This window comes from Rhizobacter sp., assembly GCA_019635355.1.
GTDB lineage: Bacteria > Pseudomonadota > Gammaproteobacteria > Burkholderiales > Burkholderiaceae_C > Rhizobacter.
In genome coordinates this window covers 3,632,009-3,647,917 of sequence record JAHBZQ010000001.1, presented here as the reverse complement: position 1 = coordinate 3,647,917, position 15,909 = coordinate 3,632,009, and the positions used below count along the sequence as shown (strand labels likewise).

Genomic DNA, 15,909 nt, shown 5'->3' with positions numbered 1-15,909 from the left:
GTGCCGCCGGGCGGGTCGAAGGATCAGAACACCGATTTGGTGAAGGTCGTGGTGGGCGCGTACTGCTGGTAGCCGGTGCCGAGGCTGCCCCAGTAGTTGTAGCCCACGCCGTAGATCTCGCCCGCTGCGTTGGCGACGAGCGTGATGCCCGCCCCCGCGGCCACCATCGTCCAGGCGGCGCTGCTCACCTGATGGGGCGACCATGAATCGTTGGTCGTGCCGTCGGCCAGCTGGCCGAAGTTGTTGTAGCCCCAGGTCCAGAGCGTGCCGTTGGCCTTGGTCGCGGCCACGTGGTTGTCGCCGGCCGAGATGTGGGTGTAGAGCCCGGGGATCTGCACCGGCGCCGCGCGCGAAGTGGTGGTGCCGTCGCCGAGCTGGCCCTTGTCGTTGCTGCCCCAGGCCCACAGCGTGCCGTCGGTCTTGAGGGCGTAGCTCGACTGGAAGCCGGCGGCGATCTGCGCCACGCCGGTCATCACCTGCACCGGTGTCTGCGCGTCGCTGCCGGAGGGGGTGCTCTGCACGGTGCGGCCGAGCTGGCCGGCCGTGTTCTGCCAGCCCCAGGTCCACACGCTGCCGTCTTGGCCGAGCGCGAGCGCATGGGCGTAGCCCATCGCGACCTTGCTGAAGCCGCTGCCCACGTTCTGCGGCCGGTAGTACGGCGCGGCGGCGTTGATGCGCGAGCCCCAGTGCCACAGCGAGCCATCGGAGCGCACCGCCACCGTGAAGCTGCCCGAGGCGAGCGAGGTGAAGCCGCCCGTCACCGCCACCTGGGTGGGCGTGGTGCGGGCGGTGGTGGAGTTGTCGCCCAGCACGCCGGAGGTGTTGTCGCCCCAGCCGTAGGCGTACACGCCCGGGCCGTAGGCGAAGCTCGTCTTGTAGCCCACGGCGACACGGTCGAAGTCGGTGCCGAGCGCGCTCACCTGCATCGGCGTGAAGACGATGCTGTAGCCGGTGGCCTGCGGGCCGAGTTGGCCGATGTCGTTCAGGCCCCAGCTCCACACGGTGTTGTCGGTCTTCACCACGACCACGTGGGCCGCGTTGGGGCTGGTGTGGATGGCCTTGATCTGCGAGACAGGTGCCGGAGGTGGCGGTGGCGGTGTGCCCGCGCCACCCGAGCCACCACCGCCGCCCGACGAGCCCCCGCAACCGGCCAGCACCAGGGGCACCAGCGCCATCAGCGCCACGACGCGGCGGCGCACCGCAGGGGTTGTTGTGTTCATCTCGGCTTCATCCTCAGCGTGAATGCGGGCGGCACCTGCGCGCCTGCTGCAATTCATTCTGGAGAGAGCCCTTCGCCGCACCCATCGACCAAACGGCCGAAGCGGCACCACGCCGCGCACGCAAGCGTGATGCAGTGCTCAGCGCGCGAGCAGCATCGCGTCGCCGTAGCTGAAGAAGCGGTAGCGCTGCGCCACCGCGTGGCGGTAGAGCGCCATCACGTGCTCGTGCCCGGCGAAGGCGCTGACGAGCATCAAGAGCGTGCTCTTGGGCAGGTGGAAGTTGGTGACGAGCACGTCGACCACGCGGAAGGTGAAGCCCGGGGTGATGAAGATGTCGGTGTCGCGGCTGCCGGCCACGAGCGTGCCGCCGCGCGCGGCCGATTCGAGCGCACGCAGCGTGGTGGTGCCGACCGAGACGACACGGCCGCCGGCCGCGTGCGTTGCGACGATGGCGTCGACCGTCGCCTGCGGCACCTCGAACCACTCGCTGTGCATCTTGTGCTCGGCGATGTTGTCGACACGCACCGGCTGGAAGGTGCCCGCGCCCACGTGCAGCGTGACGCTCGCGCTGCCCACGCCCCGCTCGCGCAAGGCGGCGAGCACACCTTCGTCGAAATGCAGCGCCGCAGTGGGCGCCGCCGCCGCGCCGGGCTTGGCGGCAAACACCGTCTGGTAGCGGCGCTCGTCTTCGGCGTCGTCGGCATGCGTGATGTAGGGCGGCAGCGGCACATGGCCGTGGCGCTCGATCAGCGCGAAGGGCTCGGAGGGAAAGCGCAGGTGGAAGAGCGAATCCTCCGGCCCGCCGCGGCCGAGCATCTCGGCCTCGAAGTGGCTCGTGCCATCGCCGCTCGTGAAGCGCACGACCGCCCCCGCCTTCGGCGACTTGCTCGCACGCAGGTGGACGAGCACTTCATGGTTCGGCAGCACCCGCTCCACCAGCGCTTCGACCGCCCCGCCCGTGGCCTTGGCGCCGAGCAGGCGGGCCTTGATGACACGGGTGTCGTTGAACACCAGCAGGTCACCCGCCTTCAGCAGCGTGGGCAGCTCGCGAAAGATGCGGTCGACGGGCGGCGTGTGCGTGCCATCGAGCAGGCGCGAGGCGCTGCGCTCGGGCGCGGGGTGCTGCGCGATCAGCTCGGGCGGCAGCTCGAAGTCGAAATCGGCGAGGCGCAGGGAAGAAGAGACGGAAGACATATGCCGCAAAATTGTCCCATGCCCCCCGCCACCACCACGCCCGCACGCCAGGAGAAATCGGCGCCTCAGCGGGCGATGGAGAAGCTGGGCCTGGTGCGCGACATCGACCTCGCACTGCACCTGCCGCTGCGTTACGAAGACGAGACCAAGCTCACCGCCATCGCCGAGCTGCGCGACGGCATGACGGCGCAGGTGGAAGGCATCGTCACCGAATGCCAGGTGCAGTTCCGCCCGCGGCGGCAGCTGGTGGTGAAGCTGAGCGATGGCACGGACGAGCTCTTCCTGCGCTTCCTGCACTTCTATCCCAACCACCAGAAGACCCTCGCCGCCGGCAACCGGGTGCGCGTGCGCGGTGAAGCGCGCGGCGGCTTCTTCGGGCTGGAGATGGTGCACCCCGGCTTCAAGGGCGTGGACGACGACACGCCGCTCGCCACCGCACTCACACCCGTCTACCCGACCAGCGCCTCGCTGCCCCAGGCCTACCTGCGCAAGGCGGTGGCCTCGGGCCTGAAACGCGCCGACCTCTCGGAGCTGGTGCCACCGGCCATGTTGCCGCCCGGCAGCTGGGCGCTGAAAGACGCGCTGCACTTCCTGCACCACCCAGCGCCCGATGTGAGCCTCGCCACGCTCGAAGACAAGACCCACCCCGCGTGGCAGCGGCTCAAGTTCGAGGAGCTGCTGGCGCAGCAGATCTCGCAGCTCGAAGCGAAGCACGAGCGCGCCTTGCAACGCGCGCCACGCTTCGCGGTGGCGCGCGGCGGCCTGCAGGAACAACTGCTCGCCGCCCTGCCCTTCGCGCTGACCAAGGCGCAGCACCGCGTGGTCGAGGAGATTGCGCAGGACCTGCAGCGCGAGATCCCGATGCACCGCCTGCTGCAAGGCGACGTGGGGGCGGGCAAGACCGTCGTGGCCGCGCTTGCCGCCGCCATCGCCATGCACAGCGGCTGGCAGTGCGCGCTGATGGCGCCCACCGAGATCCTGGCCGAGCAGCACTTCCGCAAACTGGTGCAGTGGCTGGAGCCGCTGGGCATCCAGACCGCCTGGCTCACCGGCAGCCGCAAGGGCAAAGCCCGCAAGGAGATGCTGGCGCGCGTGGCCTCCGGCGAGGCGCTGCTGGTGGTGGGCACGCACGCCGTCATCCAGGACGAAGTGCAGTTCGCCAAGCTCGGGCTCGCGATCATCGACGAGCAGCACCGCTTCGGCGTCGCACAGCGGCTTGCGCTGCGGGAGAAGCTGCAGGCGCAGTCGCTCGAGCCGCACCTCTTGATGATGAGCGCCACGCCCATCCCGCGCACGCTCGCGATGACGCTCTTCGCCGACCTCGACATCAGCACGATCGACGAGCTGCCGCCCGGCCGCACACCCATCGTCACCAAGGTGTTCAGCGATGCCAAGCGCGACAGCGTGATCGCCACCATCGCCGCCGAGGCCGCGCTCGGCAAGCAGGTCTACTGGGTGTGCCCGCTGATCGAAGAGAGCGAGAAGCTCGACCTGCAGAACGCCACCGCGACGCACGAGCAGCTGAGCGCCGCGCTCGCCGGCCACAGCGTGGGCCTGCTGCACGGCCGCATGCCCGCCGCCGACAAGGCCGCGGTGATGGACCAGTTCAAAGCCGGCACGATGCAGGTGCTGGTCAGCACGACCGTGATCGAAGTGGGCGTCGACGTGCCCAATGCCAGCCTGATGGTGATCGAGCACGCCGAGCGCTTCGGCCTCTCGCAGCTGCACCAGCTGCGCGGGCGTGTGGGCCGCGGCTCGGTGGCGAGCGTGTGCGTGCTGCTCTACACCTCGCCCTTGTCCGACACCGGCAAGTCACGCCTGAAGGCGATGGCCGAGACACAAGACGGCTTCGAGATCGCCCGCCGCGACCTCGAGATCCGCGGGCCGGGCGAATTCCTCGGCGCTCGCCAGTCGGGCGCGCCGCTGCTGCGCTTCGCCGACCTCAACGAAGACGCGCACCTCGTGCCCCCGGCTCGCGCCGCCGCCGAGCGCTGGCTCGCGAGCGAGCCGCAGCGCGCCCGCCAGCATGTGGCGCGCTGGCTGGGCAGCAAGGCCGAGTACCTGAAAGCCTAGAGAGGCGCCTCGGGGCCGATGTGACGTTGGTCCTTAGGCAAGACCCCGCACGGGGACTAGATTTCCGCTCGCGCCGCGTCTGGATGGCGCCCTTTCGGAGTGACCCATGAACCTCATCCAACGTGTGCAGGACATCCTGCTGCGCCCCACCACCACCTGGCCGGCCATCGAGCAGGAGCCGGCCGACGTGGCCTCGCTCTACACCCGCTACGTGCTGATCCTCGCCGCCATCCCCGCGGTGGCGGGCTTCATCGGCATGACGCTCATCGGCGTGGGCGGCTTCGGCATGCACATCCGCGTGCCCTTCCTCTGGGGCCTCACGAACATGGTGGTGAGCTACGCGCTCTCGCTGGTGATGGTGTTCGTGGTCGCGCTGATCGTCGACGCGCTCGCCCCCACCTTCGGTGGCAGCAAGAACCAGATCAACGCGCTCAAGCTCGTGGCCTACGGCGCGACCGCCGGCTTCGTGGGCGGCATCTTCGGGCTGATCCCGTCGCTCTCGGTGCTGGGGCTGCTGGCGGCGCTCTATTCGATCTACCTCGTCTACACCGGCCTGCCGGTGCTGATGAAGTGCCCGCCCGAGAAGGCCGCCGGCTACACCGCGGTGGTGGTGGTGTGCGGCATCGTCGCGGGCCTCGTGATCGGCGCCATCTCGGCGGCCGTCACGCCCTCGCACGGCTTCGGCCGCATGGGCGGCGGCATGCACGGCGAGCGTGACGTGACCATCACCACGCCCAAGGGCGAGGTGACGCTCGACACGAGCAAGCTCGACGAGATGGCCAAACGCATGGAAGAAGCAGGCAAGCGCATGGAAGCGGCGCAAACGTCGGGCGACAGCGCGGCGGCCGGCAAGGCGATGTCGGAGATGGTGGGGGCGATGGCCGGCGCCTCGGGCGAGGCCCTGCCGCCGCAGGACCTGAAGGCGCTCCTGCCCGAGAGCCTGGGCGCGCTGCGCCGCGACTCGATCGAAGCCCAGAGCAACCAGGTGATGGGCGTGGCCGGATCGTCCGCCAAGGCACGCTACACCGACGGCACTCAGCGCGTGCAGCTGAGCATCACCGACCTCGGCGGCATGGCCGGCGTCGCCGCGCTGGCCGGCTGGGCCGGCACCACGCTCGACAAGGAGACCGACACCGCCATCGAGCGCGTCTACAAGCAGGGCGAGCGCACCGTGCGCGAGAAGCACCGCAAGGACGGCAGCCACGGCGAGGTGACGGTGCTGCTGGCCAACGGCGTGGTGGTCGAGGCCGACGGCCGCAAGGTGGAGCCGGCCGCGCTCAAGGCCATCGTCGACGGGCTGGACCTGGCGCGGCTCGAATCGATGAAGCGGCCGGCCAAGTCCTGAGGCGGCCCAGCGGCCGTTCAGCCGCCGAAGTGCATCTGGTACTTCGCGCCATCGGAGAACAGGCAGGCGCCGGTGCCCATCGTGGGGCCGGTGATCAGGTATTCGCACTGCACGTTGACGCCCTTGGCGCCGTAGGCGTTGGCGATGCCGCGGCGACCGCTGAAGCTGCGCTGCGGGTTGGCGCCCAGCACCTCGTTGTGCACCCGGCCGAAGGCGGCGTAGCCGGCCTCCACCCGCGAGGCCTCGCCCTGCAGCGCATCGCCCTGGTAGCTCAGGGTGAAGGTGCCACGGCCGGTGTTGTTGTCCATCACCACGGCGGTGAGCATGCCGCCCTTGTTGGCCTGCGGGTTGAGGGGGTAGAGCCGCGCGCTCAGGACCGTGGGCTGGGGCGGTGCCGGTGACGCGGGTGGGGTGATGATCGCCACGCTCGCGGGCTGCGAGGGATCGCGAGGCGCCGGGTAGGGCTGGCCGGTGCGCGGGTCGATCGGCACCACGTAGCAGGCCGACAGGGTGACGGTGGCGAGCGCCGCCAGGGCGGCCACGGCGGTGGAAGCGAGAAAGCGCGGTTGACTCATATGGGTTTTCGAGGCGCGGCACATGCCGCGGCGGGAGAATCCGCGAAGCGCCCTCGCCCCTCAAGCGGGAAGTGATGCGGTATCGCAAGGCGATGCCAAGGGGCGCATGACGCGGCACATCCGCTCCGCTATCCTGCGCAACCATGACCCTCACCGAGCTTCGCTACATCGTGGCCGTCGCCAGAGAAAAGCACTTCGGCCGTGCGGCCGAGGCTTGCTTCGTCTCGCAGCCCACCCTCAGCGTGGCGATCAAGAAGCTGGAGGAAGAGCTCGACGTGAAGCTCTTCGAGCGCGGCGCCAACGAGGTGAGCGTCACCCCCTTGGGCGAAGAGATCGTGCGCCAGGCGCAGTCGGTCATCGAGCAGGCCGCGGCCATCAAGGAAATCGCCAAGCGTGGGAAAGACCCGGTCTCGGGCCCGCTGCGCCTCGGCGTGATCTACACCATCGGCCCGTATCTCCTGCCCGACCTGGTGAAGGCCGCCATCGAGCGGGTGCCGCAGATGCCGCTCATGCTGCAGGAGAACTTCACGGTGAAGCTGCTCGACATGCTGCGCACCGGCGAACTCGACTGCGCGATCATCGCCGAGCCCTTCCCCGACACCGGCCTCGCGGTGGCGCCGCTCTACGACGAGCCGTTCATGGTGGCGGTGCCCGTCTCGCACCCGCTCGCCAAGCGCCAGCAGATCGCCGCCGAAGAGCTGAAGAAGGAGACGATGCTGCTGCTCGGCACCGGCCACTGCTTCCGCGACCACGTGCTCGAGGTCTGCCCCGAATACGCGCGCTTCTCCAGCAACGCCGAAGGCATCCGCAAGAGCTTCGAAGGCTCGTCGCTCGAGACCATCAAGTACATGGTGGCCTCGGGCATGGGCGTGACGGTGGTGCCGCAGCTGAGCGTGCCGAAAGACCCGCAGCCGCACGTGCATTACGTGCCCTTCAGCGAGCCGGTGCCCACGCGCCGCGTGGTGCTCGCGTGGCGGCGCACCTTCACCCGCTACGAAGCCATCGCCGCGCTGCGCAATGCCATCTATGCCTGCCCGCTGGAAGGCGTGCAGCGTGTGTCCTGACCCCTCCGCCCACCCCCCCACGACCATGGCCAAGAAGACCAAGACCCCCACCCCCGCCAAGAGTGCGACGAGTGCCCCGCAGATCAACATCGGCATCAGCGAGAAAGACCGCAAGGCCATCGCCGACGGCCTCTCGAAGCTGCTGGCCGACACCTACACGCTCTACCTCACCACCCACAACTTCCACTGGAACGTGACGGGGCCGATGTTCAACACGCTGCACCAGATGTTCATGCTGCAGTACACCGAGCTGTGGAATGCGGTCGACCCGGTGGCCGAGCGCATCCGCTCGCTGGGCTTTGCGGCACCGGGCTCCTATGGCCAGTTCGGCGCGCTCGCCTCCATCAAGGACGCGCCAGCCACGCCGCCCAAGGCGATGGACATGGTGCGCATCCTCGTCACCGGCCACGAGGCCGTGGCGCGCACTGCGCGCAGCATCTTCCCGCTGGCCGACAAGGCCGGCGACGAGCCCACCGCCGACCTGCTGACCCAGCGCCTCACGGTGCACGAGCAGACCGCGTGGATGCTGCGCAGCCTGCTGGAAGAGTGACCCGCATGGCCGCGCCGATACCCGTGACCACCCGGGTGGCCATCGTCACCTTCGATGGCTTCAACGAACTCGACTCGTTCATCGCGCTCGGCCTGCTCAACCGGCTGCGGCCCCAAGGCTTCACCGCCGAGATCACCGGCCCCGGCTTGAAGCTCACCTCGATGAACGGGGTGACCGTCGACGTGCAGCAGCCGCTGGAATTTGCCAACGAAGCCGAGGTGGTGCTCTTCGGCAGCGGCATCTACACCCGCGCCATCGCCGAAAACGCCGCGCTGATGGACCGCCTCACGCTCGACCCGCTGCGCCAGCTGATCGGTGCGCAGTGCTCGGGCACGCTGCTCCTCGCGCGGCTCGGACTCATCGGCAACATGCCGGCCTGCACCGACAACACCACCAAGCCCTGGGTGGTGCAGGCGGGCGTGCGGGTGGTCGACGAGCCCTTCCACGCCCGTGGCCCGGTCGCCACCGCCGGCGGCTGCATGGCCTCGCAGTACCTCGCCACCTGGGTGATGCTGCTGCGCGCGGGGCAGCAAGCCACCGAACAGGCGCTGCACTACGTGGCACCGGTCGGCGAAAAAGAGGCCTACGTGCAGAAGCTGCTGGGCGTGGTGCAGCCCTTCGTCCCCGAGCCGCTGCGGCCCGACAGCGCCTAGCGCCCCCCCTAGAACACGCGTTCCCCCTAGAACCGCGTGATCCCCCTAGTTCACGTGAGTCCTGCCGGTTAGGAACTTCCTAGACTGGTTTCTCCGAGCCCCGCCGCGAGGTGGTGCCCGGTGAACCAGCCACAGGGAGACTCCATGACCATCTTCACCCGTTCGTTGACCGGCCTGCTGTCGGTCATGACCTTCACCGTGGCGCAAGCCCAGGTGATCAAACAACCGCAGACCTTCACGCCCCTGCCCACCGAGCTCATCGGCGTGAGCGCGAGCGATCCGAAGCTCACGCCGGTGCAGCGCGACAACATCCTGCGCTTCCACATCGTCGACAAGCTCGACCTGCTCGACCGCGACTTCAGCGCCAAGGTGTGCCTGCCCTCGCCGCCCACCTCGCCGGCCGACATCGACCCGCACCGCTCGCTGATGGTCCACGACCTGTCGACGCTCACCGCGCGCGACTTCTCGCTCAAGCGCACGATGGACCAACTGGCCTCGCAGGTGGTCGCACAGGTGCCGGGCACCACCGGCGCGTCGATCTTCCGGCAGTTCTGGGACACGCAGAACCCCGCCGCGCAGGCCATCACCACCGGCCCGCGCTGCAGCGATGCGGGCGGCACGCTCAACGGCCTGCCGCACGCCTGCCGGCCGCGCAACGCGGGCGAGGAAGGCAACGAAGCCGTGGGCACCGATGCGTCGATCAACACCCGCATGAGCGGCTCCTTCGACCGCTTCAGCGGCTATGTGCCGCTCGCGCTCGTCAACCGCCTCGACCTCGCGCACGAAGGCTGGCGCAACTGCGGCGAGTACCGCATCGTCTACGGCGAGATCCTGGCCCTGCCGGGCGCACGCAACCTGATCATCTTCGAAGGGGTGTTGCCCAACCCCACGCCGGGCTGCCGCAGCGGCTGCAAGCCGGTGATGCAGATGTGGAAGTCGCTCTCGGCGATGACGTCGGCCAGCGACCGCGCCACCAAGCTCGAGGAGTTCTTCTACACCGGGCTGCCGGGCTTCCGGCCGGTGGTGCATGTGGACCACTACAGCAGCAAGGGCGCGACCGGCGCCTACGGTGCCTCGGGCAGCGGGCAGATCCGCACCAACCAGTTCGCGACGACCTCGCGCTGGATGCTCAAGGAATTCAAGACCGTGCTCAACTGCAGCAGCACGCCGTGCAAGTTCGAGATCGTGCCGATCCCGGTCAAGGTCAACCCCTGGGGCACGCTGTGGAACGAGGACATCGCGAACGCGCCGGCCCACCCCCTGAACGGGCCCGCCCTGGCCTTCCAGAACAGCGCCCTCGCGCAGACAGCCCTGCTCGGCGACGCGACGCTGATGCGCATCGGCTACTCGGTGTCACCCCAGCACAACGCACCGCAAAGCTTCTCGCAGGCACCGGTCGCGCCGCCCTTCGGCACGCCCTCGTCGCAGCCACCGTTCGATGTGTGGCATGACCAGTACCTGACGCAGTTCAACGCCGCGGTCGGGCCGGTCAACACCTTTCGCACCGGCTTGCAAAGCGGCGCTGCCGTGCACGGCCTCACGGCCACCCAGCTGCTGAAGCGCGCCACCACGCAGAGCTGCGCGGGCTGCCACCAGCCGTCGGCGTTCGGCCTGCTCACGGCCAACAGCATCGGGCCCGCCCTCACGCCGACCGGCACCACCGTCACCAACTGGCCCAACTCGCTCGGCAACTTCGTGCACGTGGAAACCATGCCCCAGGCGCTGACCGAGCTGTCGACCCCGGCCTTCGCCAGCAACCAGGGCCACGCGCTCTCGCCGGCTTTGCGCGATGTGTTCCTGCCCGACCGCAAGAACTTCCTCGTCGACCAGCTGAACGCGATCACCTGCCCCTGCACGCACCGCTTCACGACACTGCCCACCGACCTGCGCGAGCCCGCCTTCAAGCGGCAGGACGCGCTGCTGGAGCAGCTCGTGCCGCAGGCCACGGCATGGCAGAGCTTCCTCGCGGAGCGCCTGGCGAGAACACGCACGCTGACGCTGGCGGAGTCGCTCAAGCTCGATGCGCAGCGCGCGTCGATCAGCGAGCAGCAGGAGAAGTCATTGGCCGAGATGCGCAAGGCACTGGGCCTGCCCTCGATCGCCATCGGGCCCAGCCCGCAGCCGGTGACGCGTGAGGTGACGCTGGAACCCGCGCGGCGCACGACCTCCGGGTCGTTCCGCACGCACTGAGGCGGCGGCGGTGAGGTCGCCGCTTACTGCGGCGGCGTCACCGACCAGCGGCGCTGCACTTCGCCCGCGCCGTTCACGCTCTCCAGGTGCACGCCGAAGCCCCACAGGCGCGCCACATGCTTGAGCACTTCGTTGGCGCCTTCGTGCAGCGGCCGGTCGTTGTGCTGCGCATGGCGCAGCGTGAGCGAACGGTCGCCCCGGAGGTTCACGTTCCACACCTGGATGTTGGGCTCACGCGCACCCAGGTCGTACTGGTGCGACAGCGCTTCGCGCACCCGGCGGTAACCACTCTCGTCGTGGATGGCCGAGACCTCGAGCTCTTCTTCCTTCTCGTCGTCGTTGATCGCGAAGAAGCGGAACTCGCGCATCAGGTTGGGCGAGAGGTACTGGCCGACGAAGCTCTCGTCCTTGAAGTTGCGCATCGCGTGGTCGAGCGTTTCCAGCCAGTCCTTGCCCGCGATGTCGGGGAACCAGTGGCGGTCTTCCTCGGTCGGGTTCTCGCAGATGCGCTTGATGTCGGTGTACATCGCGAAGCCCAGCGCATAGGGATTGATGCCGCTGTAGTGGCGGTCGGTCACCTTGGGCTGGTAGACGACGTTGGTGTGCGACTTCAGCCACTCGATCATCATGCCGTCGCTCAAGTAGCCGTCGTCGTACATGGTGTTGAGCAACTTGTGGTGCCAGAAGGTGGCCCAGCCTTCGTTCATCACCTGCGTCTGGCGCTGCGGGTAGAAATACTGCGCGACCTTGCGCACGATGCGCACGATCTCGCGCTGCCAGGGCTCGAGCAGCGGCGCATTTTTCTCGATGAAGTACAGCAGGTTCTCCTGCGGCTCTTCGGGGAAGCGACGGGCCGTCGTTTCTTCGGCGGCCTTCTCGGCCTTCTTGGGCAGCGTGCGCCACATCTCGTTGACCTGCTGCTGCGCGTAGGCCTCGCGGTCCTTGCGGTCGGCCAGTTCCTGCGCGAGCGACTTGCGGCTCGGGCGGCGGTAGCGGTCGACGCCGTGGTTCATCAGCGCGTGGCAGCTGTCGAGCAGCTCTTCCACCGCGTCGAGGCCGTGGCGCTCTTCGCATTCGGCCACGTAGTTCTTCGCGTAGACGAGGTAGTCGATGATCGACGCCGCATCGGTCCACATGCGGAAGAGGTAGTTGCCCTTGAAGAAGCTGTTGTGGCCGTAGGCCGCGTGTGCGATCACGAGGGCCTGCATGGCCATCGTGTTCTCTTCCATCAGGTAGCTGATGCAAGGGTTGCTGTTGATGACGATCTCATACGCCAGGCCCATGTGGCCGCGCTTGTAGTTCTTCTCGGTGGAGATGAACTCCTTGCCGTAGCTCCAGTGGCGGTAGTTCACCGGCATGCCCACCGAGGCATACGCGTCCATCATCTGCTCGGCGGTGATGATCTCGAGCTGGTTCGGATACGTGTCGAGGCCGTAGCGCTCGGCCGTGGCCTTGATGACCTCGTGGTAGCGCTCGATCAGCTCGAACGACCAGTCGGAAGGCGATGGCAGCGGCTCGTGCGTGCGCTTGGGCGCGACCAGGTCGCTCGCACGGCGGCGCGGCGACACGCTCCATTGCTCCTTGCGGCGCTCGTCGCCCCACGGGGCATCGATGGGACTGTTCATGTCGCGGCCCCCTCCTTCTTGAACAACTGACGGAACACGGGGTAGATCTGCGAGGCTTCGGTCACCTTGCGGATCGCGAAGTCCTTGGCGTCTTGCGCCAGGGCCGCGTACTCGTCCCACAGGTTCTGCTCTTCCTCGGCCACTTGCACATAGGCGAAGTAGCGGCACAGCGGCAGGATGTTGTTGGCCAGGATCTCGCGGCAGCGGCCGCTGTCGTGGTGCCAGTTGTCGCCGTCGCTGGCCTGCGCGCCGTAGATGTTCCACTCGCTGGTGGGGTAGCGCGCCTTGGCGATTTCTTCCATCAGCACGAGCGCGCTCGACACCACGGTGCCGCCGGTTTCGGTGGAGTGGAAGAAGTTGTGTTCGTCGACCTCCTGCGCCTGCGTGTGGTGGCGGATGAAGACGATGTCGATCTTCTCGTAGTGGCGCGTGAGGAAGAGGTACAGCAGGATGAAGAAGCGCTTGGCCAGATCCTTGCGCGCCTCGTCCATCGAGCCCGAGACGTCCATCAAGCAGAACATCACCGCCTTGCTGGTGGGCACCGGCGTGCGCACGCGGCTGCGGTAGCGCAGGTCGATCGGGTCGAGGTAGGGAATGCGGGCGAGGCGGGCCTCGAGGGCCGCGATGCGCTCGGTCAGCTCGGCCACCCTGGCATCGAAGCCGGGCTTGTCCTTCAGTTCGTCGAGCTCGGCCTCCAGCTCGCGCAGCTCGCGCCGCGACTCGTTGCCAAGTGCGATGCGCCGGCCGATGGCGCCGCGCATGCTGCGCACCACGTGCAGGTTGTTGGGCGTGCCGTCGCTGCTGTAGCCGGCGCGGTGGGTCTTGTACTCGGGCGTCTCGGCGAGCACGGTGCGCGTGAGGTTGGGCAGAGCCAGGTCGTCAAAGAAGACCTGCATGAACTCTTCCTTGCTGAGGTGGAAGACGAAGTCGTCATCCCCCTCGCCGGAATCGCTGGCCTGCCCACCCCCGCCGCCACCCCCGCCGCCTTTCGGCCGCTCGATGCGGTCGCCGCGCACGTAGTCCTTGTTGCCCGGGTGCACCATCTCGCGCTTGCCACCCTGGCCGTGGCCGAACACCGGCTCGGCGATGTCGCGCTTGGGGATGTGGATGTCTTCCCCTTGCGCGAGATCGCGGATGCCGCGCCCATCGACCGCACGCTTCACCGCCTCGCGGATCTGGTCCTTGTGGCGGCGCAGGAAACGCTCGCGGTTGCCGATGGACTTGTTTTTCCCCGCCAACCGCCGATCGATGATCTGCTGGAGCATGCTGGCCTTTCCCATTGCCTCGGACTCAAATTCCCGTTCGCACTGAGCTTGTCGAAGTGCCCGCTCCGAGGCGCACGCTGGCTTCGACAGGCTCAGCCCGAACGGAGTGGTGCCTCGGCTCGGCGTTCGTCATCAAGAACTCTTTCGCACGCGCAGGTACCACTCGCAGAGCAGGCGCACCTGCTTCGGCGTGTAGCCCTTGGCGACCATGCGGGTGACGAAGTCCTCGTGCTTCTTGGCTTCGTCGGCGCTGGCCTTGGCGTTGAAGCTGATGACGGGCAGCAGCTCCTCGGTGTTCGAGAACATCTTCTTCTCGATCACCGTGCGCAGCTTCTCGTAGCTCGTCCACAGCGGGTTGTTGCCGGCGTTGTTGGCGCGGGCACGCAGCACGAAGTTGACGATCTCGTTGCGGAAGTCCTTCGGATTGCTGATGCCGGCCGGCTTCTCGATCTTCTCGAGCTCCGCGTTCAGCGAGGCCCGGTCGAAGACTTCGCCGGTGTCGGTGTCGCGGTACTCGTGGTCCTGGATCCAGTAGTCGGCATAGGTGACGTAGCGGTCGAAGATGTTCTGGCCGTACTCGCTGTAGCTCTCGAGGTAGGCCGTCTGGATCTCCTTGCCGATGAACTCGGCGTACTTGACCGCCAAGTGTTCCTTGATGAACGCGAGGTACTTCTGCTCCGTCTCGGCCGGGAACTGCTCTCGCTCGATCTGCTGCTCGAGCACGTACATCAGGTGCACCGGGTTGGCCGCCACTTCAGTGGAGTCGAAGTTGAAGACCTTGGAGAGAATCTTGAACGCGAAGCGCGTCGAGATGCCGCTCATGCCTTCATCGACCCCGGCGTAGTCGCGGTACTCCTGGAAGCTCTTCGCGCGCGGGTCGGTGTCTTTCAGGTTCTCGCCGTCGTACACCAGCATCTTGGAATAGAGCGACGAGTTCTCAGGCTCCTTCAAGCGCGTGAGGATCGCGAACTGGCTCATCATCTTGAGCGTGCCCGGTGCGCAAGTGGCCTGCGAGAGCGACGAGCCGCGCAAGAGCTTCTCGTAGATCTTCACCTCCTCGCTTACGCGCAGGCAGTAGGGCACCTTCACGATGTAGATGCGGTCGAGGAAGGCCTCGTTGTTCTTGTTGTTGCGGAAGGTCTTCCATTCGCTCTCGTTCGAGTGCGCCAGCACCACGCCATCGAACGGGATCGCGCCGAAACCTTCGGTGCCCTTGTAATTGCCTTCCTGAGTGGCGGTCAACAAGGGGTGCAGCACCTTGATCGGTGCCTTGAACATTTCGACGAACTCCAAGAGGCCCTGGTTGGCGAGGCACAGGCCGCCGGAGTAGCTGTAGGCATCGGGGTCGTCTTGCGCGTAGGTCTCGAGCTTGCGGATGTCGACCTTGCCGACGAGCGAGGAGATGTCCTGGTTGTTCTCGTCGCCCGGCTCGGTCTTGGCGATGCCGACCTGCTTGAGCACCGAGGGGTAGCGCTTCACGACCTTGAACTTGCGCACGTCGCCGCCGTATTCCTCGAGCCGCTTCACGGCCCAGGGCGACAGGATGCGGTTGAGGTAGCGACGCGGGATGCCGTATTCCTTCTCGAGGATCGGGCCGTCTTCCGTGAGGTCGAAGAGGCCGAGCGGCGACTCGTTCACCGGCGAGCCCTTGATCGCGTAGAAGGGCACTTCCTGCATCAGCGACTTCAGGCGCTCGGCGATCGACGACTTGCCGCCGCCCACCGGGCCCAGCAGATAGAGGATCTGCTTCTTTTCTTCCAGCCCTTGCGCGGCATGCCGGAAGTACGACACGACCTGCTCGATCGCGTCTTCCATGCCGTAGAACTCGGCGAAGGCCGGGTAGATCTTGATGACCTTGTTGGCGAACAGACGCGACAGCCGCGGGTCGTTTCGCGTGTCGACGGTCTGGGGCTCACCGATGGCCTGGAGCATGCGCTCGGCAGCGGTGGCATACGCAACGGGGTTGCGCTTGCACTCGTTGAGGTACTCCTCGAGCGAGAGTTCCTCTTCACGCGTGCGCTCGTATCGCGCGGCGAAATGGCTGATCACATCCATGCTGACCTCCTGGTTCAGGAAGACTCCACCGAGGGGCCACCTCGGTGACGTCTGGGGAAGTTCTGATGAAACCCGCTTCAAGGCTCCATCAGAGCTTTCC

At 67.4% G+C, this 15,909-nt stretch carries 12 protein-coding genes; 6 read left to right on the top strand and 6 right to left on the bottom strand.

Annotated elements, in window-relative coordinates; genetic code table 11:
• Positions 1 to 23: 23 nt before the first annotated feature.
• Both KF892_16685 and queA read right to left on the bottom strand, forming a co-directional pair.
• Entirely contained in the window at positions 24 to 1,220 is a 1,197-nt protein-coding gene (locus KF892_16685; protein ID MBX3626657.1) for a hypothetical protein, read from the bottom strand.
• A 138-nt stretch (positions 1,221 to 1,358) separates the two neighbouring features.
• Positions 1,359 to 2,414, bottom strand: coding sequence for a tRNA preQ1(34) S-adenosylmethionine ribosyltransferase-isomerase QueA (queA, locus tag KF892_16680; protein ID MBX3626656.1), 1,056 nt, complete (start codon positions 2,412 to 2,414; stop codon positions 1,359 to 1,361).
• 18 nt (positions 2,415 to 2,432) lie between these two features.
• Here queA and recG point away from each other — a divergent pair, with 18 nt between their 5' ends.
• The gene (gene recG / locus KF892_16675; protein MBX3626655.1) at positions 2,433 to 4,487 is read left to right on the top strand and encodes an ATP-dependent DNA helicase RecG; all 2,055 of its coding nucleotides are present in this window, start codon (positions 2,433 to 2,435) and stop codon (positions 4,485 to 4,487) included.
• Between the two features lie 106 nt (positions 4,488 to 4,593).
• Positions 4,594 to 5,832 carry a YIP1 family protein gene (locus KF892_16670; GenBank protein ID MBX3626654.1) on the top strand — a complete coding sequence of 413 codons (1,239 nt, stop codon included), beginning with the start codon at positions 4,594 to 4,596 and terminating at the stop codon, positions 5,830 to 5,832.
• Positions 5,833 to 5,849: 17 nt separating this feature from the next.
• On the opposite strand, the gene KF892_16665 is transcribed toward KF892_16670, so the two are convergent.
• The gene (locus tag KF892_16665) at positions 5,850 to 6,407 is read right to left on the bottom strand and encodes a hypothetical protein (GenBank protein ID MBX3626653.1); all 558 of its coding nucleotides are present in this window, start codon (positions 6,405 to 6,407) and stop codon (positions 5,850 to 5,852) included.
• A gap of 143 nt (positions 6,408 to 6,550) precedes the next feature.
• On the opposite strand from KF892_16665, the gene KF892_16660 reads away from it, so the two are divergent.
• From KF892_16660 to KF892_16645, 4 genes are all read left to right on the top strand, one after another.
• Entirely contained in the window at positions 6,551 to 7,471 is a 921-nt protein-coding gene (locus KF892_16660; GenBank protein MBX3626652.1) for a LysR family transcriptional regulator, read from the top strand.
• 25 nt (positions 7,472 to 7,496) lie between these two features.
• Positions 7,497 to 8,021: a DNA starvation/stationary phase protection protein gene (locus tag KF892_16655; GenBank protein ID MBX3626651.1), complete on the top strand. Its 525-nt coding sequence runs from the start codon at positions 7,497 to 7,499 to the stop codon at positions 8,019 to 8,021.
• 5 nt (positions 8,022 to 8,026) lie between these two features.
• Positions 8,027 to 8,674, top strand: a complete 648-nt coding sequence (locus KF892_16650; GenBank protein ID MBX3626650.1) for a DJ-1/PfpI family protein — start codon at positions 8,027 to 8,029, stop codon at positions 8,672 to 8,674.
• Between the two features lie 144 nt (positions 8,675 to 8,818).
• Positions 8,819 to 10,864 carry a hypothetical protein gene (locus tag KF892_16645; protein ID MBX3626649.1) on the top strand — a complete coding sequence of 682 codons (2,046 nt, stop codon included), beginning with the start codon at positions 8,819 to 8,821 and terminating at the stop codon, positions 10,862 to 10,864.
• Positions 10,865 to 10,887: 23 nt separating this feature from the next.
• On the opposite strand, the gene KF892_16640 is transcribed toward KF892_16645, so the two are convergent.
• From KF892_16640 to KF892_16630, 3 genes are all read right to left on the bottom strand, one after another.
• Entirely contained in the window at positions 10,888 to 12,489 is a 1,602-nt protein-coding gene (locus KF892_16640; GenBank protein MBX3626648.1) for a SpoVR family protein, read from the bottom strand.
• Positions 12,486 to 13,754, bottom strand: a complete 1,269-nt coding sequence (locus KF892_16635; protein ID MBX3626647.1) for a YeaH/YhbH family protein — start codon at positions 13,752 to 13,754, stop codon at positions 12,486 to 12,488. The genes KF892_16640 and KF892_16635 overlap by 4 nt, the downstream gene beginning before the upstream one ends.
• Before the next feature lie 132 nt (positions 13,755 to 13,886).
• Positions 13,887 to 15,809, bottom strand: a complete 1,923-nt coding sequence (locus KF892_16630; protein MBX3626646.1) for a PrkA family serine protein kinase — start codon at positions 15,807 to 15,809, stop codon at positions 13,887 to 13,889.
• Positions 15,810 to 15,909: the final 100 nt, after the last annotated feature.

What these genes read in the sequence shown, in the direction of transcription:
- KF892_16685 (MBX3626657.1), bottom strand. Translation starts at nt 1,220, where the DNA reads ATGAACACAACAACCCCTGCGGTGCGCCGCCGCGTCGTGGCGCTGATG.
- queA (MBX3626656.1), bottom strand. Translation starts at nt 2,414, where the DNA reads ATGTCTTCCGTCTCTTCTTCCCTGCGCCTCGCCGATTTCGACTTCGAG.
- recG (MBX3626655.1), top strand. Translation starts at nt 2,433, where the DNA reads ATGCCCCCCGCCACCACCACGCCCGCACGCCAGGAGAAATCGGCGCCT.
- KF892_16670 (MBX3626654.1), top strand. Translation starts at nt 4,594, where the DNA reads ATGAACCTCATCCAACGTGTGCAGGACATCCTGCTGCGCCCCACCACC.
- KF892_16665 (MBX3626653.1), bottom strand. Translation starts at nt 6,407, where the DNA reads ATGAGTCAACCGCGCTTTCTCGCTTCCACCGCCGTGGCCGCCCTGGCG.
- KF892_16660 (MBX3626652.1), top strand. Translation starts at nt 6,551, where the DNA reads ATGACCCTCACCGAGCTTCGCTACATCGTGGCCGTCGCCAGAGAAAAG.
- KF892_16655 (MBX3626651.1), top strand. Translation starts at nt 7,497, where the DNA reads ATGGCCAAGAAGACCAAGACCCCCACCCCCGCCAAGAGTGCGACGAGT.
- KF892_16650 (MBX3626650.1), top strand. Translation starts at nt 8,027, where the DNA reads ATGGCCGCGCCGATACCCGTGACCACCCGGGTGGCCATCGTCACCTTC.
- KF892_16645 (MBX3626649.1), top strand. Translation starts at nt 8,819, where the DNA reads ATGACCATCTTCACCCGTTCGTTGACCGGCCTGCTGTCGGTCATGACC.
- KF892_16640 (MBX3626648.1), bottom strand. Translation starts at nt 12,489, where the DNA reads ATGAACAGTCCCATCGATGCCCCGTGGGGCGACGAGCGCCGCAAGGAG.
- KF892_16635 (MBX3626647.1), bottom strand. Translation starts at nt 13,754, where the DNA reads ATGCTCCAGCAGATCATCGATCGGCGGTTGGCGGGGAAAAACAAGTCC.
- KF892_16630 (MBX3626646.1), bottom strand. Translation starts at nt 15,809, where the DNA reads ATGGATGTGATCAGCCATTTCGCCGCGCGATACGAGCGCACGCGTGAA.